The 23,390-nt window shown below is 74.2% G+C and carries 20 protein-coding genes; 15 read left to right on the top strand and 5 right to left on the bottom strand.

Annotated elements, in window-relative coordinates:
* Positions 1–45: 45 nt before the first annotated feature.
* Complete coding sequence (locus tag AMK24_RS04265) at positions 46–2,040, bottom strand: CocE/NonD family hydrolase (RefSeq protein WP_073765048.1); 1,995 nt, start codon at positions 2,038–2,040, stop codon at positions 46–48.
* A 272-nt stretch (positions 2,041–2,312) separates the two neighbouring features.
* Here AMK24_RS04265 and AMK24_RS04260 point away from each other — a divergent pair, with 272 nt between their 5' ends.
* The 3 genes from AMK24_RS04260 (at position 2,313) to AMK24_RS04250 (ending at position 5,873) form a co-directional block, all read left to right on the top strand.
* Complete coding sequence (locus AMK24_RS04260) at positions 2,313–3,323, top strand: polyprenyl synthetase family protein (RefSeq protein ID WP_073765046.1); 1,011 nt, start codon at positions 2,313–2,315, stop codon at positions 3,321–3,323.
* A gap of 241 nt (positions 3,324–3,564) precedes the next feature.
* On the top strand, positions 3,565–4,833 hold the full coding sequence (locus tag AMK24_RS04255) for a LolA family protein (RefSeq protein ID WP_073765044.1): 1,269 nt from the start codon (positions 3,565–3,567) through the stop codon (positions 4,831–4,833).
* A gap of 449 nt (positions 4,834–5,282) precedes the next feature.
* Positions 5,283–5,873, top strand: a complete 591-nt coding sequence (locus AMK24_RS04250; protein ID WP_073765042.1) for a TetR/AcrR family transcriptional regulator — start codon at positions 5,283–5,285, stop codon at positions 5,871–5,873.
* Positions 5,874–5,917: 44 nt separating this feature from the next.
* Here AMK24_RS04250 and AMK24_RS04245 read toward each other — a convergent pair whose 3' ends face one another.
* Positions 5,918–7,318 carry a serine/threonine-protein kinase gene (locus AMK24_RS04245; RefSeq protein WP_073765040.1) on the bottom strand — a complete coding sequence of 467 codons (1,401 nt, stop codon included), beginning with the start codon at positions 7,316–7,318 and terminating at the stop codon, positions 5,918–5,920.
* A 370-nt stretch (positions 7,319–7,688) separates the two neighbouring features.
* Between AMK24_RS04245 and AMK24_RS04240 the strand changes: the two genes are divergently transcribed.
* A complete protein-coding gene (locus AMK24_RS04240) occupies positions 7,689–9,932 on the top strand; it encodes a SpoIIE family protein phosphatase (RefSeq protein ID WP_079190415.1) in 2,244 nt (747 codons plus the stop codon).
* 50 nt (positions 9,933–9,982) lie between these two features.
* Here AMK24_RS04240 and AMK24_RS04235 read toward each other — a convergent pair whose 3' ends face one another.
* From AMK24_RS04235 to AMK24_RS04225, 3 genes are all read right to left on the bottom strand, one after another.
* On the bottom strand, positions 9,983–10,753 hold the full coding sequence (locus AMK24_RS04235; RefSeq protein WP_073765038.1) for a calcium-binding protein: 771 nt from the start codon (positions 10,751–10,753) through the stop codon (positions 9,983–9,985).
* A 117-nt stretch (positions 10,754–10,870) separates the two neighbouring features.
* A complete protein-coding gene (locus AMK24_RS04230) occupies positions 10,871–11,386 on the bottom strand; it encodes a lytic polysaccharide monooxygenase auxiliary activity family 9 protein (RefSeq protein ID WP_073765036.1) in 516 nt (171 codons plus the stop codon).
* Positions 11,387–11,562: 176 nt separating this feature from the next.
* Entirely contained in the window at positions 11,563–12,369 is an 807-nt protein-coding gene (locus AMK24_RS04225) for an HAD family hydrolase (RefSeq protein ID WP_073765034.1), read from the bottom strand.
* A gap of 296 nt (positions 12,370–12,665) precedes the next feature.
* On the opposite strand from AMK24_RS04225, the gene AMK24_RS04220 reads away from it, so the two are divergent.
* From AMK24_RS04220 to AMK24_RS04170, 11 genes are all read left to right on the top strand, one after another.
* On the top strand, positions 12,666–13,694 hold the full coding sequence (locus tag AMK24_RS04220) for a ScbA/BarX family gamma-butyrolactone biosynthesis protein (RefSeq protein WP_073765032.1): 1,029 nt from the start codon (positions 12,666–12,668) through the stop codon (positions 13,692–13,694).
* Positions 13,694–14,851, top strand: a complete 1,158-nt coding sequence (locus AMK24_RS04215) for a hypothetical protein (RefSeq protein ID WP_073765030.1) — start codon at positions 13,694–13,696, stop codon at positions 14,849–14,851. The genes AMK24_RS04220 and AMK24_RS04215 overlap by 1 nt, the downstream gene beginning before the upstream one ends.
* Entirely contained in the window at positions 14,848–15,090 is a 243-nt protein-coding gene (locus AMK24_RS04210; RefSeq protein WP_073765028.1) for a phosphopantetheine-binding protein, read from the top strand. The genes AMK24_RS04215 and AMK24_RS04210 overlap by 4 nt, the downstream gene beginning before the upstream one ends.
* A complete protein-coding gene (locus tag AMK24_RS04205; protein WP_242434902.1) occupies positions 15,087–16,325 on the top strand; it encodes a beta-ketoacyl-[acyl-carrier-protein] synthase family protein in 1,239 nt (412 codons plus the stop codon). The genes AMK24_RS04210 and AMK24_RS04205 overlap by 4 nt, the downstream gene beginning before the upstream one ends.
* Complete coding sequence (gene fabG, locus AMK24_RS04200; RefSeq protein ID WP_073765026.1) at positions 16,322–17,035, top strand: 3-oxoacyl-ACP reductase FabG; 714 nt, start codon at positions 16,322–16,324, stop codon at positions 17,033–17,035. The genes AMK24_RS04205 and fabG overlap by 4 nt, the downstream gene beginning before the upstream one ends.
* Before the next feature lie 36 nt (positions 17,036–17,071).
* The gene (locus tag AMK24_RS04195) at positions 17,072–18,055 is read left to right on the top strand and encodes a 3-oxoacyl-ACP synthase III family protein (protein ID WP_073765024.1); all 984 of its coding nucleotides are present in this window, start codon (positions 17,072–17,074) and stop codon (positions 18,053–18,055) included.
* Positions 18,056–18,072: 17 nt separating this feature from the next.
* Positions 18,073–18,816 (top strand): SDR family NAD(P)-dependent oxidoreductase, encoded by a 744-nt coding sequence (locus AMK24_RS04190; protein ID WP_073765022.1) that lies wholly within the window; start codon positions 18,073–18,075, stop codon positions 18,814–18,816.
* Positions 18,813–19,520, top strand: a complete 708-nt coding sequence (locus AMK24_RS04185; RefSeq protein ID WP_073765669.1) for an HAD family hydrolase — start codon at positions 18,813–18,815, stop codon at positions 19,518–19,520. The genes AMK24_RS04190 and AMK24_RS04185 overlap by 4 nt, the downstream gene beginning before the upstream one ends.
* A gap of 191 nt (positions 19,521–19,711) precedes the next feature.
* On the top strand, positions 19,712–21,307 hold the full coding sequence (locus AMK24_RS04180; protein ID WP_079190412.1) for an MFS transporter: 1,596 nt from the start codon (positions 19,712–19,714) through the stop codon (positions 21,305–21,307).
* Positions 21,304–22,965, top strand: coding sequence for an FAD-dependent monooxygenase (locus AMK24_RS04175; protein WP_073765018.1), 1,662 nt, complete (start codon positions 21,304–21,306; stop codon positions 22,963–22,965). Before AMK24_RS04180 ends, AMK24_RS04175 begins: the two co-directional genes overlap by 4 nt.
* A gap of 19 nt (positions 22,966–22,984) precedes the next feature.
* Complete coding sequence (locus tag AMK24_RS04170; RefSeq protein WP_073765016.1) at positions 22,985–23,374, top strand: PPOX class F420-dependent oxidoreductase; 390 nt, start codon at positions 22,985–22,987, stop codon at positions 23,372–23,374.
* Positions 23,375–23,390 lie beyond the last annotated feature (16 nt).

The raw sequence follows: 23,390 nt of genomic DNA, 5'->3' as shown, positions 1-23,390 counted from the left end.
GTCCCCGGAGCGCCGGGGGCCCGTGAGGGGGTGCGTCCGCGCCGTTCAGCCCGTCGTGCGCGGGATGCGCTTCTCCCAGGTGCGGTGGAAGACGACCTCCTCACCGTCCTTGCAGACCACCTCGTTCGACGTGATGAAGTCGTCTTCGTCGGCGGCGATCTCGGAACGGGTCCTGATCTCCACGTCCCACGCGGCCTCCGGCCGGTGCAGCCGGACGCGCCAGTCGGAGCGGGTGCGGGCGGAGAGCGGGTCGTCCTGCTGGATCGTGCACGTCTCCAGGACGTCCTCGGTGTAGGCGAGGCCGTCGGGGTGGACGTGCGTACCGCCGTAGCGGGGGTCGGCCTCCAGGCGCCATTCGCCCTCGGCGACGTCGCGGACGACGAGGCGTTCGGGGCGCGGCTCCTCCAGGGGGGCGGGGCGGGCCGTGCCGAGCGGTTCGGACTGCTCCGGTTCGGCGAAGGCGATCGCCGGGTCCTCGGTGTGACGGCGCACCGGCAGTTCGACGAAGCTGCCGTCCGCGTCGAGGGTGAAGCCCGCCGACCCCGCCCGGGGCCAGATCCACGGCCAGTACGCGGAGGAGATCGCGATCCGGATGCGGTGGCCGGGTGCGAAGGCGTGCCCGATGCCGTCGAGGTCGAGGACCACGTCCTCCCGCTCGCCCGGGAGCCAGGCGTCGGCGCGGTCGCGGCCGTGCCGGGCGGCGAAGTTGAGGGCGCCCCGGGTGATCAGCGTGGAGGAGCCGTCGGGCGCCACGTCGCAGAGCCGGGCGACGGCCTGGCCGTGCGGCACGTCCATCCGGATGCGGAGCTTCACCCGGGGGCGGCCGAGGATCTCGATCGGCGCGTCCGTGACGGGGAACTCGAACGCCACGGACTTGGCGTCCTCGTCCCGCTGGTCCGGCGGCAGGTCCGCGGCGTTGCCGAAGGGGAGGAAGCGGCCCGCGTCGAGCCCGGTCTGCTGCGGCGACGCGACGATCCGCTCGCCGCCCTGGAGGGCGTACGCCACCGGGGTCACGTTCTCCGAGGGCCAGGAGGTGTCCCCGACCCAGCGGCCGGGCAGCGTCCCGTACGCCGTGGCGGGCGGGTGCGGGCCGCTGATCCAGGACCGCAGCAGCGGTTCCCGCATCACGCCCGTCTCCTTGCCCTTGAGGTGCTGGTCCCACCAGCGCAGCGTCTCCTGGAGGAAGCCGATCGCGGGCCCCGGCGCCGTCCCCCGGTCCGGGTACCGGTGCGACCAGGGCCCGATGATCCCGCGCACCCGCCCCGGGTCCAGGTGCTCCACCAGCCGCAGGACGGTGTCCCGGTACGGGTCGTGCCAGCCGCCGACCGCGAGCACGTCCGCCTTGATCGCGCCGTAGTCCTCGCAGACGCTGCCGTGCTTCCAGTAGGCGTCGCGGCTCTGGTGGGCCAGCCAGGTGTGGACGAGGGGCTCCACGGCCTCCAGCCGCTCCCGCCACATCTCCTTCCAGCCGTCGCCCACGTACGTCGGGTCCGGTGGCCGGCAGGCGGAGGCGAGCATGGCGGCCGCCCGCGCGTGCATGCCCGCGGCGAGGACCGAGCCGCCCAGGTAGTGCCCACCGTTGCCGTAGCGGTCGTCGGTCGAGCAGACGGTGACGACCGCCTTCAGCGGCTCCGGGGCGAGCGCGGCGATCTGGAGCGAGTTGACGCCGCCCCACGAGATCCCGAACATCCCGACCCGCCCCGAGCACCATTCCCGCTGGGCCAGCCAGTGGATGACGGCGACCCCGTCCTGGAGCTCCCGCTCGTCGTACGCGTCGCCCGGGAGCCCCTCGCTGTTGCCGTGGCCCCGCACGTCCACCCGTACGGAGGCGTAGCCGTGCCCGGCGTACCAGGGGTGGCGCTGCCGGTCGCGGGGGGCGGTCCGGTCGCTGAGCCGGTGGGGCAGGTACTCCAGCAGGGCGGGGACCGGTTCCTCGGTCAGCGGCCGCCAGATCCGGGCGTAGAGCCCCGTGCCGTCGGGCAGCGGGATGTACACGTCCTCGCGGGTGGTCTCGTACGGGAACGCGGTCGTGGTGTTCATGGGGCCACCTCGGTGGGGGACGGGGTGTTCGAAGGGCGTCGCCCGGGTGCGGCCGGTACGCGGCGCCCGGAGGCCGGCGGGGCCGTCGCGGTTCCGGCGGGGCTGTGGGACAAAGCGGTGACTCCTGGTCGTATGAGCTGATCCCGAACATACCGGCGGTCATGGGAAGCCGCCCACGGTGATCCACAGCGGACCGGATACGCTGAAGTTGCAGAGAGAGACAGCGACACATCGACATTGCGTGTGATCGTCAGCAGACAGGAGATGTCCCCGTGACCGTCGTCGGGCCGTTCGGACTGCACGTGCGGGACCAGGCTCTTGAGGCCGATGTCCAGTCGGGCCTGGCCGCTGTCGAGGCAGGGCTGCTCGAAGCCACCAAGAGCGATGTCCCGTTCATCACGGAGGCCGCCCAGCACCTGGTGCGGGCCGGGGGCAAACGATTCCGCCCCTTGCTGGTCATGCTCGCGTCACAGTTCGGCGATCCGGGCGCGCCCGGCATCGTCCCCGCCGCCGTCGTCGTCGAGCTGACCCATCTCGCCACCCTCTACCACGACGACGTGATGGACGAGGCCGACGTACGGCGCGGGGTGCCCAGCGCCAACACCCGCTGGGGCAACTCGGTGGCCGTCCTCACCGGCGACTTCCTCTTCGCCCGCGCCTCCCACATCCTGGCCGACCTCGGCCCCGAGGCCGTCCGCATCCAGGCGGAGGCGTTCGAGCGCCTGGTCACCGGCCAGATCCTGGAGACGGCGGGCCCCCGCGACGGCCGTGACCCGGTCGACCACTACCTGGACGTGCTCAGCGGCAAGACCGGCTCGCTGGTCGCCGTCTCGGGCCGGTTCGGCGCGCTGATGTCCGGGGCCGACGAGCGGACCGTGGACGTCCTCACCCAGTACGGGGAACGGCTCGGCATCGCCTTCCAGCTCGCCGACGACGTACTGGACATCGCCTCCGACTCCCACGAGTCCGGCAAGACCCCGGGGACCGACCTGCGCGAGGGCATCCCCACCCTCCCGGTGCTGCGGCTGCGCGCCCAGGCGGCGGCCGAGGGCAAGCCGGACGACCTGGAGCTCGTCGGGCTGCTCGACTCCGACCTGAGCGGCGACGACGCGCTCGCCGAGGTGCTGCGCCGGCTGCGTGCCCACCCGGCGCTGGAGCAGGCCCGCCAGGACACCGTGCGCTACGCCCAGGAGGCGCGCGCCACGCTGGGGCCCCTGCCCGAGGGGTACGCGAAGTCCGCGCTGGAGGAGCTGTGCGACGCGGTGGTGCACCGCGCCGGTTGAGGCCGGCCGGCGTGCGGGCCGGGGCCGGACGGCGTGCGGACCGGGGCCGGAAGGTGTGCCGGGGACGTGACGGCGGATCAGCCGGATGGGGGCGGCCCCCTACTGGACGGCGCACATGCCCTCTCCGGTTGTCATACCGGAGCAGTAGGCGGAGTTGATTCCCCGGGCTGACGCTTCGCGCCGCCCGATTTGGTCAGATGGGTACCAACGGAAGCCGCCGACCACGGAGGTAGGGCACACCATGGCACCCAACGACAGCGCAGAGAACACCGGCGGGGCGACGAGCACTGTCGTGGGCCGCCGGAAGGCGGCGCGCTACATCGTCCCCGTCGCGGTCGCGGGGGTGGCGGCCGCCACCATCGGTCTCGTCCCGGCGCTCGCGAGCTCCGGCGACCCGGACCTGCCGAAGATCGGCGCCCAGGAGCTCATCGAGAAGATCGCCGCCTCCGACCAGGAGCGGCTCTCCGGCACCTTCAAGATCAGCACCGACCTGGGCCTGCCCCTCGACGGCCTCGCGGGCTCGCTCGTGGGCGGCGGCGAGCGCGGGGGCGAGGGCGCGGCGGCCCCGCAGGACAAGCTCATGGAGCTGACGTCCGGCACGCACACCCTGCGGGTGGCCGCCGACGGCCCGGAGCGCCAGAAGCTCTCCATCCTCGGCGCGTCGTCCGAGTACAGCGTCATCCACAACCGGGGCGAGGTCTGGGCGTACGACAGCGCGTCCGACGAGGTCTACCACGCCGAGGCCCCCGAGGGCGCCGACGGCCCTGACGCCGGGAAGCGCCCGGAGAAGGCCCCGAAGACGTCCGAGGGCGCCCCGGCGACCCCGAAGGACTTCGCGGAGCAGGCGCTCGCGGCGGTCGGCGACACCACCTCGGTCACCGTGGACGGCACGGCGCGGGTCGCCGGGCGGGACGCGTACCAGCTCGTGATCGAGCCGAAGCAGTCCGGTTCGACGGTCGGCTCCGTCCGGATCGCCGTGGACGCCGAGAACGGCGTGCCGCTGAAGTTCACCCTGTCCGCGGCGAGCGGCGGCAAGGCCGTGGTCGACGCCGGGTTCACCAAGGTCGACTTCTCCCGCCCCGCAGCCTCCACCTTCGACTACACCCCGCCCCGGGGCGCCGAGGTGACGGAGGCCGACGAGCTCGACGGCGCCGCCTCCGGCGAGGACGAGGGGGGCGCGGTGCGGAAGGCGCTCCCCGGTCAGCTCGCCGAGCTGGAGGACCTGGCGGGCGAGGGGGACTTCAACGTCATCGGGGAGGGCTGGACCTCGATCGCCGAGATCAGGGTTCCCGGCGGCGAGGGCCTGCCCACGGCCGGATCGGGCGACGTCCCGGCCGAGGCGCAGGGCTTCCTGGACGCGCTCGGCGACAAGGTCACCGGGAAGTTCGGTTCGGGCACGGTCTTCACGACGCGCCTGGTCAACGCCCTGCTGACGGACGACGGCTCGGTGTACGTCGGAGCGGTGACGAAGGACGCGCTGGTGCGCGCCGCCGACGCCGCGGCCCGGTAGGACCCTCCCCCGCCGGGAGGACCGCCCTTGGGACCCGCCGCCCCGTCACGCATCCGCGTGGCGGGGCGGACCCGCGTACGGGTGAGTAAGAGGGGATCGGAGAGTCGGGGCTCCGGGAGCGGTGCCCGCAGGGCCTGTCGTCTCCGGCGGACCGTCGCACCGGGCAGGCCGACGGGTCGGGGCGGCGGGTCGGGGCGGGCCGTGGGTCCGGGTCCGGCCGACCGAGGGGACCGGCGGGGCGGCTGGCTGGAACGGATCGGCGGGGTCCGCACGCGCCGTCGGCCGGGCGAGCCGTCCCCCGATCGGCTCGTCGCGGCACGAACGGCACGAACGGTGCGGATAACGGGAACGACACGACACGGCACGTTCCGTTTCCGCCTGGGTATTGTTCGGTCTTTGGCGACGAGATGTCAATAAGAGATTGGCTGGAACCCCCCTATGCTCACCGAATGACCACATCGCCGAGCAGTGTGCGCCGCAGCGAACGGTCACGCCGCGCGATCCTGCGGGCCGCTCTCGACCTCTGCACGGAGCGGGGGTACGGGCACGTCACGATCGAGGCCATCGCCGCCGCCGCCGGCGTCAGCAAGAAGACGATCTACCGGTGGTGGCCGTCGAAGGGCGCGGTGCTGCTGGAGGCGTTCACGGACGCGCTGGTCGACGCCACCCCGTTCGTGGACACGGGCGACATCGGCGCGGACCTGCGCACGCATGTCGCCGGAGCGGTGAAGCTGCTCTCGGTGCCGCCGTTCGGCCCCGCCTACGCGGGCATCCTCTCCGAGCTGCACCACGACGACCGCCTGGCCCGGCAGCTGCGGGAGCAACTGGTCGACCCCCGCGTGGAGGAGGCGGTCGGCCGACTGCGCAGCGCCCAGGACCGGGGCCAGATCCCGCCCGGCGCGGACCTCCCGCTGGCGGTGGAGATGCTGTACGGCCCCGTCTACTACCGCCATGTGCTGCGCAAGCCCGTCCAGGACGAGGAGACGGTCGCCACCCTGGTGGACCACGTGCTGCGCTCCCTGCGCGCGCCGGGGTACTGAGCCCGGCGGGCGGGACCGCCCCGGCAAGCGCCCAGGTCCGGCCGCTACCGGAAGCAGTCCAGGATCAGCGGCAGGTCCCGCAACCACTCCTGGAGGCGGCCCCGGCGGCGGGCCGTGATGAGGCAGGGGTGGGCCGTGCCGTGGTGGAGGTGGACGACGACCCCGAGGTGCTTGGGGCCTTCGGCCGCGTACGCCACAGTGCGGATCTCCGCCCAGGGGTAATGGACCTCCGCGCCCTCCGGGCCCAGCGCCACGCCCGTCGCGTCGATCAGGAGGGAGCTCCCCGGCCCGACCGCCACGAACGACGGGCCCGGGTCCGCGTCCCCCGGCCCGCCCGCCGCGACGGGCCGCGTCGGGGCCTGGTGCGGCGGGAAGCCGATGTGCACGGCGTGCTGGTACGGCGGGAAGGCGCCGGGCGCGGCGTGCTGGTACGGCGAGAAGAGGCCGGGCGCGGCGTGCTGGTACGGCGGGGCGGGGGTGGCCGGGCCCTGTTGGTACGGCGGGAAGGGGGCGGCCGGGGTGGGGTACGGCGGGAAGCCCCCGGCCGGGCCCCGGGGCGGGGCGTACGCCGAGGGGGTGTACGCGGGCGGCGGAGGCGCCGCCACCGTGGGGGCGTGCGCCGGGCCGGGGGAGGGCGGCGCGGCGTCCGGTACGAACAGGTCCAGCAGTGACGCCGGGGCGGGCCGCTCCTCCGGGGCCTTGGCCAGACACGCCGCGACGACCGGTCGCAGCCCCTCCGGTACGGCGGCCAGGTCCGGCGGCTCGTACACCGACCGGTACATCATGCCCATCGGCGTGCCCGCCCCGAACGCGCTGCCGCCCGCCGCCGCGACGAGGACCGCCCCCAGCGCGAACACGTCGGCGGCCCCGTCGACCTCCTGCCCCTGCGCCTGCTCCGGTGCGAGGAACCCCGGGGTGCCGAAGGCCGTGCCGGTCGCCGTCAGCCGGGTCGACTCCAGGGCCCGCGCGATGCCGAAGTCCAGGACCCGGGGGCCGTCCGACGCCATGATGATGTTGCCGGGCTTCAGATCGCGGTGAACCAGCCCGCAGCCGTGGATCGCCGCCAGCGCCTCGGCCAGCGCCGCGCCCAGGCCCCGCAGCCGCGTCTCGTCCATCGGACCCTCGGCCTCCAGGAGCGCGGAGAGCGTGGGCCCGGGGATGTACGCGGTGGCCAGCCAGGGCGCGGGCGCGTCCGGGTCCGCGTCCACCACGGGCGCCGTGTGGAAGCCGCCCACACTGCGGGCGGCGGCGACTTCGGCGCGGAACCGCTCCCGGAAACGCGGGTCGCCCGCCAGCTCCGGGCGGGCCGCCTTGACGGCCACCGCCCGGCCTCCCCGGGAGCGGGCCAGGTAGACGGTGCCCATACCGCCCACGCCCAGCACCCGCTCGACGGCGTACCCGCCGATACGTTCCGGCAGGCCGCTGCCGTTCGCCCCGTACTCCATGCGCTGAACGCCCCCCTGTGCTCCGGCGGCTCAGTATGACGCAGCGCCCCGTCGCTCCGGCCCCCGATGCGCCGTCCCGGCGCGGGCCGACGCGGTGCCCTCCCGCGCGTTCACGCCTTTGCCGCGCCCCGGTGGCGGGGCCCGACCGGGCGGGCGATGCTGGTCCGGCGCGTACCGGATCCGGGCAGCGGTGCGCCGGAGCCGGAGGGCGGGTGGAGCCGTGTCGAACGCCGAGACCCCGGCCGGGCCCGGCCGGGCGGCCGGAACCGGGCGGGCGGGCGGCCCCGGGCGGGCGCCCGGGACGGGACGGACGGGCGGGCCGGGGCGGACGGGCGGTACGGGAGGCACGGGCGGAACGGAAAGGCCGGGCGTGCCCGGGAGGCCGGCGGGGCGGGTGGACGGACCCGACCCGTTGGACGAGGCCCTCCTGGCGACGCTGTTCGACCAGTCGGCCGTCGGCCTGGTCGTGCTCGACCCGCAGTTCCGGCTGGTCCGCGTCAACGCGCGCCTGGAGGGCGAGGAGACCCGGGAGCACATCGGCCGCCGGTTCACCGACGCCTTCCGGCTCGACGACCCGGAGGAGGCCGAGGAACTGCTGAAGCAGGTGCTCGCCGGGGAGGGCCCCGTCCGCGACCACCTCGTGAGCGGCCGGCTGCGCACGCTCCCCGGCGACCGGCGGTTCCAGGTCTCCGCCTACCGCCTCGACACCCCCGGCGGCGGCCCCGGCGCCCCCGCCCTCGGGCTGGTGGCCACCGTCGTCGACGTCACCGAGCGCGAGCGGGCCCGCGCCCGGGAGGCCGCGCTCTCCGCCGTGCGGGACACGGTGGGCGGCTCCCTCGACACCGCCGCCACCTGCCGTGCCCTGGCCGACGCCCTGGTGCCCGGCTTCGCCGACTTCGCCGTCGTCGAGGTGGTGGACGACGTCCTGCGCGGCGTCGACCCGCCGGTGGGCCCGCTGCCGCCCGACACCCCGCTGTGCCGCGCCGCGAGCGGCCGGTGCGACACCCCCGGCGCCACGGCGGAGGCCGGGGACGGGGGCGGAAGCAGCCCGCCGCGTTCGGCGGAGGCCGGGGGCGGAGCGGGCCGACCGCGTCCGGCGGGGGTCACCCGCCACCTCCCCCTCCGGACGCCGTTCGCACTCGCCGTCGCCGACCTGAGGCCCCGACTCGTCCCGCTGAGCCCCGGAACCCCGTGGTTGGAGGCCGACGAGCACGGCGCGTACGCCGTCGCGGAGAAGGGCGCTCACTCCCTGATCGTCGTACCCCTCACCCTGCGCGGCGCGGTCCTCGGCCTGGTCAGCCTCTACCGCTGCGGGGCGGCCGAGCCCTTCGACGAGGACGACGTCGCCCTTGCCGGGACGGCGGCCACCCGCGCCGCCCTCGCCATCGACAACGCCCGCCGTTTCGAACGCGAACACGTCATCGCCTCCACCGTCCAGCGGCGGCTGCTCCCGCAGACCGCGCGGCAGCAGGCCGCCGTCGAGACCGCGCACGTGCTGCTGCCCGGCCGGGACAGCGGCTGCTGGTTCGACACCATCGCCCTGTCCGGCGCGCGGACGGCGCTCGTGGTGGGCAGCGTCGAGGGCGAGGGACTGCAATCGGCCATCGTCATGGGCCAGTTGCGTACGGTCATCCAGGCGCTGGCCGATCTCGACCTGGAGCCGGAGGAGGTGCTCGCCCGGCTCAAGGACACCGCCGACCGCCTCGCCCACGAGCGCGACGCCCTGCCCCCGGCCGACACCCTCCAGCACGAGCCGCTGAGGGCGGGCTGCCTGTACGGGGTGTACGACCCGTTCACCCGGACCTGCACCGTCGCCCGCGCGGGGCACCCCGCCCCGCTGATCGTCGGCCCCGACGGGCGGGCGGTCCCCTTCGACGTGCCGGAGGGGCCCGGCCTCTTCTCCGAGGACGGAGCCCTCTTCGCTCCCGCCGTCGCCACCTTGGACGTGGGCAGCCTCCTCGCGTTCTGCACCGCCGACCTGCTCTCCGGCGACCGGGCCGCCGACCGCGTGGCGGAGGCTCTCGCCCGGCCGGGCCGCAGCCTCCGCCAACTCGGCGACGACATCGTGTACGCCCTGCCCGACGACACCCGCTCCGCGGGCGCGGCCCTGCTCCTGGCCCGTACGGGTACGGTCTCCGACCACAAGGTCGCCACCTGGGACCTGTCCCAGGAACGCCGGGCCCCCGCCACCGCCCGGACGCTCGTGCGCGACCGGCTCCAGGGCTGGGGCCTGGACGAGGACACCGTCGAGGCGTCGGAGCTGATCGTCAGCGAACTGGTCACCAACGCCGTCCGCTACGGCGACCCGCCGCTGCGGCTGCGCCTCCTGCTGGACTCCACGCTCACCTGCGAGGTCCACGACGGCTCCACCGCCTCCCCGCACCTGCGGCACGCCCGGACCGTGGACGAGGGGGGCCGGGGGCTGTTCATCGTCTCCACCCTGGCGTCCCACTGGGGAGCCCGCCACGGTCCGGACGGCAAGGTGCTCTGGACCGAACAGGACCTGCCCGGCGGCGAGTCGGAGCCCCCGCCGCCCTCGGACTCCTCGGACTCCTTGGACCGCTGGGACCTCTCGGGCCTCTCCCCGGACCCGGACGGGGCCCCGGACTCGTAGGCCCCCGGGCCCGGGCCCGCCCCGGCCGGTGTGACCGGGCCGGGGGCGGTCTACGGCAGGACGATGTTCCGGCCCGGCCCCCCGTCGACCGTGTCCTTGCCGGGGCCGCCGCCGATCAGGTCGTCGCCCGCCTCGCCGTGCACCATGTCGTCGCCGGGGCCGCCGAGCAGGATGTCGTCGCCGTCGCCGCCCATGACGTGGTCGTCGCCGGAGCCCGCGTGCACGAGGTCCCTGCCGCCGTAGCCCTCGATCATGTCGCCGCCCCGGCCGCCGTACATCCGCTGGTCGCCGTCGTCGCCCATCAGGTGGTCCATGCCCGCGCCGCCGTCCAGGACGACGCGTCCCATGACCATGTCGTCGCCGTCGCCGCCCCGGACCGTGTGCGCGGTGTGGGCGTGCAGGGTGTCGTCGCCGGGCCCGCCGTCGACGATGGCGACACCGGGGTCGCTGGTGGCGATCTCGTCGTCGCCGTCGCCGAGGAGGACGTGGATGCGGTCCGGGCGGGCGCTGTCGGTGGGCAGTTCGCAGACGACGTACGTCTCGACGCCCGGCTCCAGATACGTGCAGTGGTCGCCCGGCCGGAGCGGAACCGCGTCGCGGAAGCCGATGCGCCGGACCCCGTCGCCCCGGTCCATCGGGACCACGTGGAGGTCGTTGACCTGCCCCGGGGCGGCGGTGAAGGTGATGGACTGCTTCGCCCAGTCGGCGCCGACGCGGGCCCCGCCTCCGGCGGCGGGAGCCGCGACGGCCGGGGAGGCGGCGAGGCCGGTGGCGAGCAGGGCCGCGACGGCCGCAGGGGCGGTGACTCGGTGGCGGTACATGGGTCCTCGTCTCGGTGGGGGCCGGGGGCGCCCGGAGCGGACGGTGCTCTGCCCGCTCCGGGCGCCGGCGGAACCGGGTGGTGCGATCGTGCTGTGGTGCTGTGCTGCTGTGGTGGGTCAGCTCACGTTGACGTCCACGCAGGCGTAGAAGGCGTTGGGCGTGTCGGCGATGTTCCACACGGCCAGGACCTTCTGCTTGCCGGAGAGGCTGCCGAAGTTCACCTGGTGCGTGACGGTCTCACCGGGCCGCGCGCCGCCGTCGTTGAACTCCGCGATCTTCCGGCCACCGGCGTAGTACTGCCAGGTGCTGGTGGCGTGACGGGCGGTCAGCCGCCAGTTGAAGCTGGTCGTACGGCTGACCGGGGTCACCTTCCAGCCCTTGGCGTCGTTGTTGAGCTCGGCGAACGCGGCGTTGCCGCCGCTGCAGCTGCTCAGGCCCTTGGGGCCCTCGACGCTCTGCGGCTCGTACTTGATGGAGCCGCACGAGACGGTGCCGGCGGCGCACTGGGCCTGGCGGCTGGGCGGCGAGGAGATGTAGCCGTGCGCGCTCGCGCTGCCGGCCGGCAGGCTGACGGCCAGGAGCGGGGCGATTCCCGCTCCGATGGCGACGGCGAGCATCTTTTTGCTTTTCATGGCAACTCCTTTGTGGGGGTCGGTACTTGCCCGTACGGAACGGGAAAGCATGTGCATGACAAGCAGTGCCGTGCGGGGCGGTGGGGCTGCCCCGGGCGGCAAGGGGAGCGTACCCCGCTTGGTCTAGACCAAGCTAGGGTGCGCCAGGGAAGTCGGAGCGGGGGAGCGGGGGCGGCTCAGCCGAACAGCCGCTCCAGGACCACCGCCACCCCGTCCTCCGCGTTCGACAGGGTCACCTCGTCGGCCGCCGCGCGCAGCTCCGGATGGCCGTTGCCCATGGCGACCCGGAGGCCCGAACCGGCGAACATCGGCAGGTCGTTGGGCATGTCGCCGAACGCCACCGTCCGCTCGCCCCCGACGCCCAGCAGCGCGTGGGCCGCCGCCAGCCCCGTGCCCTTGTCCACCCCGTAGGGGGCCAGTTCCACCGTGCCGGGCCCCGCCATCGTCACCGTCGCCAGATCGCCCACGGCCCCGCGCGCGACGGCGGCCAGCGCGTCGTCGCCCAGCTCCGGGTGGCGCACCAGGACCTTGATCACGGGCCGCGCCCACAACGCGTCGCGGGAGTCCACGCGTTGGGCGGGAAGCGTGGGATTCGGCATGCGGTAGCCGGCCTCGATCAGGGTCAGCCCGTCCACGCCGTCCTGGTCCACGGCGGCGAACACGGCCCCGGCCTCCGCCTCGATCTTGCCGAGCGCGGTGTCGGCGGCCTCGCGGTCCAGGGTGGCGGAGCGCAGCAGCCGGCCCGCGTCGGCGTCGTAGAGCTGGGCGCCCTGGCCGCAGACGACGAGCCCGGTGTACGCCAGGTCCGCGAGCAGCGCCCGTACGCCGGGGACGGGCCGCCCGGTCACGATCAGATGCCGGGCGCCGGCGGCGGCGGCGCGTCCGAGCGCGGTACGGGACCGGGCGCTGACGGTGTCGTCGGGGCGCAGCAGAGTGCCGTCCAGGTCCGTGGCGACGAGGGCATATGCGGGGGGCGTGGGCATGGACCCCACCCTAGAAGGCCCCGGACGGCCGCTTGCCCGGAAGGGCGGGATCGGCTATGGCCTGTCGGCACGCCGCCGTGGTCACGCGGCCGTCGTCGACCGGCGCGCGCCCGACCGGCCAGGGCGGGACCCCACCCCCACACGCGCCTGACCAGCGTCGATCGGTCTTTCGCAGCCGTCGCTTACACGCTCCGACAGCAGCGCGAAAGACGGCCGGACTAGCTTCTCGCCCTGTCGGCCGCGGAGTTCGAGGCACGCGGCACACCACGACGAGACAGCGAGAAGGGAGCAGGTCGATGACTCAGGCCGAGGGTGAGCGGCGGCTGCGGTTCGACCGGCCGTTGGAGCGGTCGCTGGTGCACCGGCACGCGGACGACGAGGTCTTCGTCACCGATCACGTCGCGCTGGACGACGGCCGCTTCGCCGTCGCGGCGCGGCTGCCGTCCGCCCACCGCTACTTCAACGACGATCCGGGGCCTTCGGCCCCCGTCGATCCGATGCTGCTCCTGGAGTGCTCGCGGCAGGCCGGAACCGTGGTGGCCCACCGCCATCTCGGGGTGCCGACGGACACGGCGTTCCTCATCGCGGAGTGGTCCATCGCGCTCGACGGCGAAACGGCGCGCCCGGAGTCCGGGCCCGGCTCCGGCGAGCTGACGATGGTCATCGAGGTCCAGGACGCGAAGCAGCGCGGAGAGGCCCTGCTCGGGGCGACGCTGATGACCGAGCTGTACCTCGCCGGGCGTCGTGTGGCGAGCAGCACGGTGGTCGCCGGGTATCCGTCACGTGCCGGCTACCGGAGCTTCCGGACCCGGCAGCGCAGCTCGCCGGCACCGCTGTCCCACGCCATGCCGCCGCGCGGGGGCGGCACGCCGGCGGACGGCCGCCGGGTGGGGCGGACGCGGGAGGAGAACGTCGTCCTGGCGTCCGTGCGCCGCACCGACGGAGGAACCGTCGCGGAGCTCGACGTACCGGTCGCGCACCCCGTGTTCTACGACCACCCGCTCGACCACGTACCGGCGACCGCGCTGTTCGAAGCGGCCCGTCAGGCCGCCCTGGCGGCGATCGTGCCGGAGACGGCGGAGGAGTCCGCCGGGACGGCCGCGCCGTGGCGGGTGAGCGCGCTGAGCGCCCGGTTCGGACGCTTCGTCGAACTGGACGGCCCGACCGAGGTGTCGGCGCGCGTGGAGCAGACCGGCGACAGCCGCTCGGTGCGCGTGCTGTTCGAACAGGACGGAGCGACCGCCTGCGCGTGCGAGGTCACGGTCCGCCCACCGGCTGCGGCCCCCGTGCCCACGGCCGCCGCCCCTGCCTCCGGTGGCCGTTGATGCGGCTGAGCGGAACGTACGGGCTCGTGTGCGCGGCCTGGTACCCGTCGGAGAGGCAGACCGTCGAGGAGGCCCTGGCCGCCGGGGACGTGGACCGGCGCACCGCCGCCGACCTGGGGTACACGGCGCTGCCGGTCAGCGCGGACACCGCGCCGCCGGACATGGCCGTGGCCGCCGGGCGGCGCGTGCTGGAGCGGGGCGACTGCCCGGCGCGGACGCTGTCGATGGTGCTGCACGCGAGCGTGCACCATCAGGGGCACGACGCGTGGTCGGCTCCGCACTACATCGCCGACCGGCTGAGCGCGCACCACGCGGTGCCCATCGGACTGCTCCAGCAGTGCAACGGCGGAGCCATCGGCATCGAGCTGGCCGTCACCCGGCTCCAGGGCGACCCGCAGGCCGGGCCCGCCCTGGTGACCACCGGCGACCGGTTCCTCATGCCGAGCTGGCACCGCTGGCGCACCGACTACGGCATGGCCGCGGGCGACGCGGGCACGGCGGTGCTGGTGCACCGCGGCGACGAACTGCCCTCGGACCTCACCCTGCACGCCCTGGCGACCACCGTGGCGTCCGAGCTGGAGGTCATGCACCGGGGCGAGGACGAGCTGAACGCGGACCCGCTCGGACACGGCCCGATGATCGACGTCCGGCGCCCCAAGCGGCACTTCGTCCGGTACGTCGGCGTCGACCACTTCACCAAGCTCGCGCACGACCGCGTCCGGGGAGCCGTCTCCGAGGCGCTCGCCGCCTGCGGCCTGGCCCCGGACGATCCACGGCTGCGTCACGCCGTGCTGCCGCGGCTGGGCTCCAAGGCGATGGCGGAGGCGTACGCACCGCCCCTGGCGGAGTCCGTCGCCGCGCCGCTGCTGGACCTCGGGCGGGCCACCGGCCACCTGGGGGCCGGCGACCTGAACGCCTCGCTCGCCGACCTCGCGAGCGGCGACCGGCTGGAGCCGGGGCAGTACGCCCTCGTGCTGAACGGCGGCGGTGGGTTCACCTTCACCGCGGCCGTGGTCAGCCGCCCCGGGCCCGCCGCCCGAACCGGGCGGGCCGGGGAGAGCCGGGCCGGGACCACAGAGAACCCGGCCGCGACCGAAGAGACCTCCGGGCGGAGAGCCGTCCGGACCACCGATCCATCGACAGGAGAACCGACATGAACGACGTCCAGGACCGCTTCTACTCCCTGCTCAGCGCGAAGATCGGCGTGGAGACCGAGTCGCTCGCCGAGGACACCACCCTCGAATCCCTCGACCTCGACTCGCTCCTGCTCGTCGAGGTCAGCGTCGCCGTGGAGAAGGAGTTCGGCGTGGTGCTCGACGAGCTCCAGCTCGCGCCCGAGCGCACCGTGGGAGAGGTCCTCGGCACCCTCGACGACCAGCTCAAGGCGGCTTCGTGACCGCCGGGCGCCGTGGCCGCTTCGATGTGGCCGTCACCGGACTGGGGCTCATCACACCGGCCGGTACCGGGGTGAAGGCCAATGTGGCCCGGATCTGGGAAGGACGGTCCACCGCGACCAGGAGTCCCGGACTGGAGGGCATGGCGGTCGACTTCTCCTGCCGGGTCGAGGACTTCGACCCGGCGGCGGAGCTCGGCCGGCGTACGGCGCTGCGGATGGACCGGGTCAGCCAGCTCGGCGTCACCGCCGCGCGGCTGGCCGTGTCGGACGCCGGCCTCGACCCGCAGGACTGGGACGGGGCCAGGGTCGCCGTGGTGATCGGCACCTCGTTCGGCGGCTCCGCCAGCTTCGAGCGCGAGCACGAGACCTACCTGAGCAGTGGTCCGACGGTGGTCTCGCCGCAGCTCATGGTGACGGCGCCGGTCAACATGACGGCCGGTCACATCGCCATGGACTGCCAGGCGTTGGGGCCCAACCAGGTGGTGTCGACCGCGTGCGCCTCCGGTACCACCGCCATCGGCGTCGGCCGGATGCTGCTGGAGGCCGGACTCTGCGACGTGGTGCTGGCCGGCGGTTCGGAGGCGGCGCTCACCCGTACCGGCATGGCGAGCCTGCACAAGATGGGCGCGCTCTCCCGGCGGGCCGAGGACCCGGCGGGCGCGTCCCGCCCGTTCGACGCGGACCGGGACGGCTTCGTCGCCGGGGAGGGCGCCGGCGTCCTGGTGCTCGAACGGGTGGCCGACGCACGCGCCAGAGGGGCCAGGGTTCGCGCCAGGATCAGCGGTTTCGGCGCGTCGGCCGACGGCTTCCACGCCTCCGCCCCGCATCCGACGGGCGACGGGGCGGAGCGGGCGATGCGCGCGGCGCTGGCCGACGCCGGCCTCGTCCCGGCGGAGGTGGCGCACGTCAACGCGCACGGCACCTCGACGCCGAAGAACGACGTCACCGAGGCGGCCGTCATCCGGCGGGTCATCGGCGACCACCCCCTGGTCACCTCGACCAAGGGGGCGATCGGCCACCTGATCGGCGCCGCCGGAGCCGTCGAGGCCGCGTACACGGTGCTGGCGGTGGAGCAGGGCTCCGTACCGCCGACCGCGAACCTGGAGCGCGTCGACCCGCGGGTGGAGATCGACGTCGTCGCCGGGGCGCCGCGCAGCGCCACGATCGGCGCGGCGATGTCGAACTCCTTCGGGTTCGGCGGGCAGAACGCCGCCGTGGTGGTGACGGCGGCATGACGCGCACCGGCCGCTCCGTCCTGGTGACCGGGGGGAACCGCGGCATCGGCCTCGCCGTCGCCCGCGACCTGGCCGCGCAGGGCGACCGGGTGGCGGTCACCCACCACAGCACCGGCGCCCCGCCCGGCCTGTACGGGGTGGCGTGCGACATCACCGATCCCGAGGCGGTGGCGCGGCTGTTCGAGGAGGTGGCCGCCGAACAGGGTCCGGTGGAGGTGCTGGTGGCCAACGCCGGCATCACCCGCGACGCGCTCCTGCTGTCGATGGCCGACCATGCCGTGGACGAGGTGCTCGACACCAACCTCCGGGCGGTGATCCGGCTGGTCAAGCACGCGTCCCGCGGCATGCTCGCCGAGCGCTGGGGGCGGCTCGTGCTGGTCTCCTCCTCGGCCGCCTTCACGGGCTCGCCGGGCCAGACGAACTACGCGGCCGCCAAGGCCGGACTGGTCGGCATGGCCCGCTCGCTGGCCTGGGAGCTGGGGCCGCGCGGCATCACCGTCAACGTGGTGGCGCCCGGACTGATCGACACCGACATGACACGAGGCCTCAGCGACGCCCGGCGCGAGCAGTTCCTGAGCCGGACACCGCTGGGCCGGCCCGGCAGGGCCGAGGAAGTGGCCGTCGCCGTCCGCTTCCTGGCGAGTGCCGAGGCCGGCTACGTGACCGGCGCGGTGCTGCCGGTGGGCGGCGGACTCGGCATGGGCATATGACCACCCGCCAGACAGTAGGAAGAAGAGGCTGAAACCATGGCAATCGGCGTGATATCGGTCGGCGCCCACCTTCCCGAACGCATCGTGGACAACCGGGAGATCGCCGCCTGGGCGGACGTCACCGAGGAGTGGGTCGCCGAGCGGACCGGCATCCTTCAGCGGCGTTACGCCGCGGCCGGCGAGGCGACGTCCGACCTGGCGCTGCCCGCCGCCCGCGAGGCCCTCGACGAGGCCGGGCCGGAGGCCGGGGAACGGCTCGCCGCCCTGATCGTCGCCACCTGCACCCCCGACCACCCGCAGCCGTCGACGGCGGCGATCGTGCAGGCGGGCCTCGGCCTGCCGGCCCTGCCCGCCTTCGACGTCAACGCGGTGTGCAGCGGTTTCCTCTACGCGCTCACCGTCGCCAAGGGGCTGCTCGACGGGCAGCCGGGTCAGTACGCCCTGGTGGTCGGGGCGGACCTGTTCTCCACGCTCATGGACCGCGGCGACCGCAAGACCGTCAGCCTCTTCGGCGACGGCGCGGGCGCGGTCGTACTCGGCCCGGTGCCGGAGGGGTACGGAATCCACGGCAGCACCCTGCTGGCCGACGGTGAACTGCACGACTACGTGAAGGTCGAGGCCGGCGGCACCCGCACCCCGCTGGACGAGCGGGCCCGCGCGGCGGGCGAGCACCTCTTCCGGATGGACGGCCGGGCCGTGCGGGAGTACGCGATGACCACGCTGCACAAGGTGGTCGGTCAGACCCTCGCGGAGTGCGGCGCCCGGATCGAGGACGTGGACCGCTTCGTCTTCCACCAGGCCAACACCCGGCTGCTGGAGTCCTTCGCGGCCGAGGCCGGCATCGACCCGGCCAAGGTCGCCCTCACGGCGCCGACCCTGGGCAACACCGCCGCCGCCTCCGTACCGCTGACGCTCCACCACACCCACCACGACCGGCCCCTGGAGCGCGGCGAGCGCGTCCTGCTGGCCTCCATCGGCGGTGGCATGACCGCCGCCGCCGCGCTCATGACCTGGTACTGAGGACGGAAGGGCACCCCATGAGACTCGACGGAACATCCGCCATCATCACGGGCGGCACGCGCGGCCTCGGCCGCACCATCGCGGAGAGCTTCCTCGCCGAGGGCGCGAGCGTCGTCTGCGCCGCCCGCAACCCGTACGACGTGAAGGAACTCCTCGACCGGCATCCCGGCCGGGTCCACTACCAGCGCACCGACGTCACGGACGAGGACTCCGTGGCGGAGCTCATGGAGGCGGCGGTGGCCGCCTTCGGCCGGATCGACGTGCTGGTCAACAACGCCGGGGTCAGCCGCGACGGCACCATCAGCCGGCTCTCGACGGCGGACTGGAACACCACCGTCGCCACCAACCTCAACGGGGTCTTCCTGTGCACCCGTGCGGCCATCCGCCCGATGCAGTCGCAGGGCGGCGGCCGGATCATCAACCTCTCGTCCTGCGTGGCCAGCCGTGCCGTGGCCGGCGCGGCCGCCTACAGCGCCAGCAAGGCCGCCGTGGAGATGTTCACCCGCGCGTCGGCTCTCGAACTGGCGCACAAGGGCATCACGGTCAACTGCCTGTCGCCCGGCTACATCGACGAGGGGATGGGCAAGCAGGTCGCCGCCGACGACCGCATCTGGGAGAGCTACCGCAAGCGGCTGCTCTCGGGGCGGCTGGGACGGCCGGAGGAGGTGGGGGCGGCCGCGGTGTTCCTCGCCGCCTCGGACAGCTCCTACGTGAACGGGCACGTCCTGGAGGTCAACGGGGGGTTGCAGTGGGCGGCATGACCTCCTCGTCCGCTCCGGTGGTGGCCTTCTTCGACGTCGACGAGACGCTGGTCGCGATGAAGAGCCCGTTCGCGATGCTGCGCCACCGGCTGCGTGAACAGGGCGACCTGGACGGTTCGGCGTACCGGGCCCTGGCCGACCCCCTCCGCAGGTTCGCGGCCGAGGGCGGCACCCCCGCGGAGGTGAGCGCGATGTTCTACCGCTCCGTCGCCGGCGTCGCGTGGGACGAGCTGCTGCACCAGGGCCGCGACTGGTACGCGGGGTTGCGCGGCGGGGGCGTCCCGTTCGTCGAGGCCACCCTGCGCGAGCTGCGGCGCCACCAGAGCCAGGGCCACCTCACCGTGGCCGTCTCCGGAGCGTGGGCCGCGAGCCTGCGGCCGATGGCCGAGGACCTGGGCATCGACGTGGTGCTGTGCACCGAGCCTGAGGTGGACGGGGCCGGGCTGCTGACGGGACGGATCGCCCGGGCGATGTTCGGCCCGGCGAAGGGGGCCGCCGTGCGCGAGGTCCTCGCGGAGCGGGGCGCGGCGGCGGGGGAGTGCTTCGCCTACGCCGACGACCCGAGCGATCTCGACATGCTCCGGCTGGTGGGCCGGCCCACCGTCGTCGGCGACCACCCGGTGCTCGCCGGGATGGCGGCCGAGCACGGCTGGCGCGTGCTGTCCAACGCGCTCGTGCCCGGCGCCGAACGCATCCCCGTCTGACCGTCCAGTCCGTTCCGGGCCGGCCGGCGCCTCTGGCGGCCGTCCGGAAGCGCCCCCCGGCCGCCCGTGCGCAGCAACACAGCCTATTCACTCAAGGTAAAGCTCGCGCGAGTGACAGAGTACTGATATAAATTTGAGTCCTGCCTCAAGGGACCTTTCTCCAAGCCATCCACGGAGGGATTGCAGCTCACATGAGCACTGTGACCTCGGACCGCGCCACGGCGCGGCCCACGATCGTCCTCGCCGCGGTGTGCGTGGCCGTCCTGATCCTGCCCGCCTCGCTGACCGGCAGCTCGGTGGCCCTGCCCGACATCGCCTCCAACCTGCACGCCGACATCGTTCCGCTGCAGTGGGTGGTCAACGCCTACAACCTCGCGTTCGCCTCCTTCATGCTCGCCTGCGGTTCCCTGGCCGACATCGTCGGCCGCCGGCGCCTGTTCGCCGCCGGAACGGCCGTGTTCGTCCTCGCCTCGGTGGCCAGCGGCCTGGCCGGCAACGTGCTGCTGCTCGACGTGATGCGCGGTCTGGCCGGGCTCGGCGCCGCCGCCGTGATGACCAGCGGCAGCGCGATCCTGGCCACCACCTTCCAAGGGGCCGCGCTCGGACGGGCGTTCGCGATCCTCGGCTCCTCCGCGGGCGCCGGCCTGGCCCTCGGCCCCTCCGTGTCCGGCTTCCTCGTCGGCACGCTGGGCTGGCGGTGGGTGTTCTTCACGCACGCCCTCGTCGCCGCCCTGGCCCTGCTGGCGCTGCCCTCGATCCGCGAGTCCCGCAACAGCGAGGGCGCCAGGATCGACTGGTGGGGCACCGTCACCTTCACCAGCAGCCTCTTCCTGCTGATGCTGGCCGTGGTCCAGGGGCCGCAGACCGGCTGGGCCAGTCCCGGGGTGATCGGCATGTTCGCCGGCGCGGTGCTGCTGATCGCCCTGTTCCTCGTCGCCGAGAGCCGTCAGAAGCACCCCATGTTCGACCTGGCGCTCTTCCGGCAGTCCCGCTTCCTGGCCGTCTGCCTGCTGCCCGTGGCCATCGCCTTCGGCTTCGTCTGCCTGCTGGTGCTGCTGCCCTCGTGGTTCAGCGCGGCCAACGGGGCCTCGGCGGACGCCGCCGGGGCGACCATGATGCTGCTCACCCTGCCGGTGCTGGTGGTGCCGCTCGGCGTCAGCCGCCTGGTGAAGCTCGGCGTGTCGAACCGTGTCGTCCTCAGCCTCAGCCTGCTGCTGGTGGCGCTCGGCGGAGCCTGGCTCACCGTGCTGCGTCCGGGCATCCCCACGCTGGAGCTGGCCGGTCCGCTGCTGCTGATCGGCGTCGGCATGGGACTCTCCGCCGGGCTGATCGACGGCGTGGCCATCACCTCGGTCGCCCCGGAGCGCGCCGGCATGGCCGCGGGCATGTTCAACACCATGCGGCTCGCCGGCGAAGCGGTCGCCATCACGGTGATGAGCACCGTCCTCGTCTCCCTTCTGCAGAACCGGGTGGCCGACGGCCTGCGCGACTACGGGCTCCCCGCCTCCGACGCGGCCGGCGTGGCCAACCGCGTCGCCAGCGGTGACCTGGAACGCGCCGGACAGAGCGTCGAACCGGGCCTGCGCGAGAACTTCGGCGGCTTCCTCGCGGACAGCTACACCGGCGCCATGCATTCCGTGCTCTGGCTGCTGGCCGCGATCTGCGCCGTCGCCACCGTCGTCGTCTACCTGATGCTGCGCGAGCCCAAGGCGCCCGCCGCCGCCCCGGCCGCCGGGAAGGCCGCGAACGCCGAGGACGCCACCGCCCGGGAAGACAGCCGCGTATGACGACCCGAGACCAGCGCCCCGTCCTGGTGGTGGGCGCCGGCCCGTCCGGCCTCACCGCCGCGGTGGAACTGACCCGGCGCGGCGTCCCGGTCCACTGCGTGGACCGCGCCGAGGGCCCGAGCACCTCGACGAAGGCCCTCGGCGTCTGGCCCCGCACCCTGGAACTGCTGCGCCGGATGGGGGCCGACGAGGAGATACGGCGGCGCGTCCTGCCGCAGCGGGCCATGCGGTACTACTCCGGCGGCCGGGTCATCGCCGACCTGCGCTTCGAGGACCCGGACGTGCAACCGGTCTGCCTGCCGCAGCCGGACGTCGAGGCCATGCTCAGGGACGCGTTGGCCGAGGCCGGCGGCCGGATCGCCTGGGGCGCCGAACTGACCGGCTTCCAGCAGGACGGTCCGGCGGTCAAGGCGGTCCTCCGCGACCGTGACGGAACGGAGCGGACGGAGGAGTACTCCTGGGTGGTGGGCGCCGACGGCGCGCGCAGCCGGGTCCGGGAACACCTGGACATCGCCTTCGAGGGCGCCACGCACGAACTCTCCTTCGTGGTGGCCGACATCGACCTCGACGGACCGCTGGAGCCGGACGTCACCCACTACTTCTGCTCACCGCGCGGCATCCTCGTGACGTGTGGGCTGCCCTCCGGCCGCTTCCGGGTCTTCACCTCCGCGCCGCCGGGCCTGCGGCGTGACGACGTGGACCTGGCGGCCGTGCAGAAGCTGGTCGACGAGCGGGGGCCCGGCGGCATCGAACTGCGCGACCCGGACTGGATCAGCGTGTTCGCGGTGCACTCCCGGCACGCGGACCGCACCCGCGAGGGACGGGTCTTCCTGCTGGGCGACGCCGCGCACATCCACAGTCCGGCCGGCGGCCAGGGGCTGAACATCGGCATGGCGGACGCGCACAACCTGGCGTGGAAGCTGGCCCTGTGCTGGCACGGCCGCAGCGGCACGGCCCTGCTGGACAGCTTCGAGCACGAGCGTGCCCAGACCGCACGGGCCGCCATCCGGCAGGCGGACGCCCAGACCAGGATCTGGCTGCTGGACAAGCCGCACCAGGTGGCCCTGCGGGACAACGCGCTCCGCCTCGCCTCCGCGCTGCGCCTCTTCCACCTCGACTACCTGCCCTGGCTGGCCGGCCAGCGCACCGTCTACGCGCGGCCCGGCTCCCGGCGGCGCCTCGCCCTGCCCGCCGGACGGCCCTGGCCGGGCTCCGGAGGGTTCACCGAGGGCGGGCTGGTCCCGCAGCGACGGATCTGGGACGCCACGAGCTCCCGCCGGACTCCGCTCCGCTCGGCCCTCTCCGACCTCCGCCACACGCTCCTCCTGCTGGGCGACCCGGCGCCCGGCGGCCCGTCCGCCCGGCTGGCCGCCTGGGCCGCCGACCGGTGCGCCGAGACGGTCGAGGTCCAGGTGCTGCGGACCCGCGCCGGAATGCTGCGGCCGTGGACGGACCGACGGCCCGCAGCGCGGAGCGGACCGGACACCGACCGGATCGTCCTGGTCCGCCCGGACGGGATCGCCGACCTGGTCTGCCCCGCGCGCGAGTCCTGGCGCGTACGGCGACGGCTCGAAGAGCTCTTCGCACCGCTGCTCACACCCGCCGGCCCCCACAAGAACCGCGCCGAAGCGCCCCCGCATCCCTACGAAGCCGCCTGACGTCCCCCGGAGAGACACCATGACGATCATCCCCGAGAGCCATCGCGACCTGCTGGAACGCCCTCTCTTCGCGCACCTGGCCACCATCAGGCCGGACAGCACGCCGCAGGTGAACCCCATGTGGTTCGACTGGGACGGCGAGTTCCTGTACTTCACCAACACCACGACCCGCTACAAGTACCGCAACGTCACCCGGAACCCGGTCGTGTCGGTGTCCGTCAACGACCCCGAGCAGCCCTACCGCTACCTGGAGGTCCGCGGCGCCGTCGAGCGCATCGACCCGGACCCGGAGGGCGCGTTCTTCCTCAGGCTCGCCGACCGCTACTCCCTCGAGTTCGACGGCCCGCCCGCCGACGCCGAGCACCGGGTGGTGTACGTGATCCGCCCGACCGGGACCAGCAAGCAGTGAGGACGCGGTACGGGCC

Source organism: Streptomyces sp. CB02366 (genome assembly GCF_001905905.1).
GTDB lineage: Bacteria > Actinomycetota > Actinomycetes > Streptomycetales > Streptomycetaceae > Streptomyces.
This window is presented reverse-complemented; position numbering and strand designations above follow the sequence as displayed.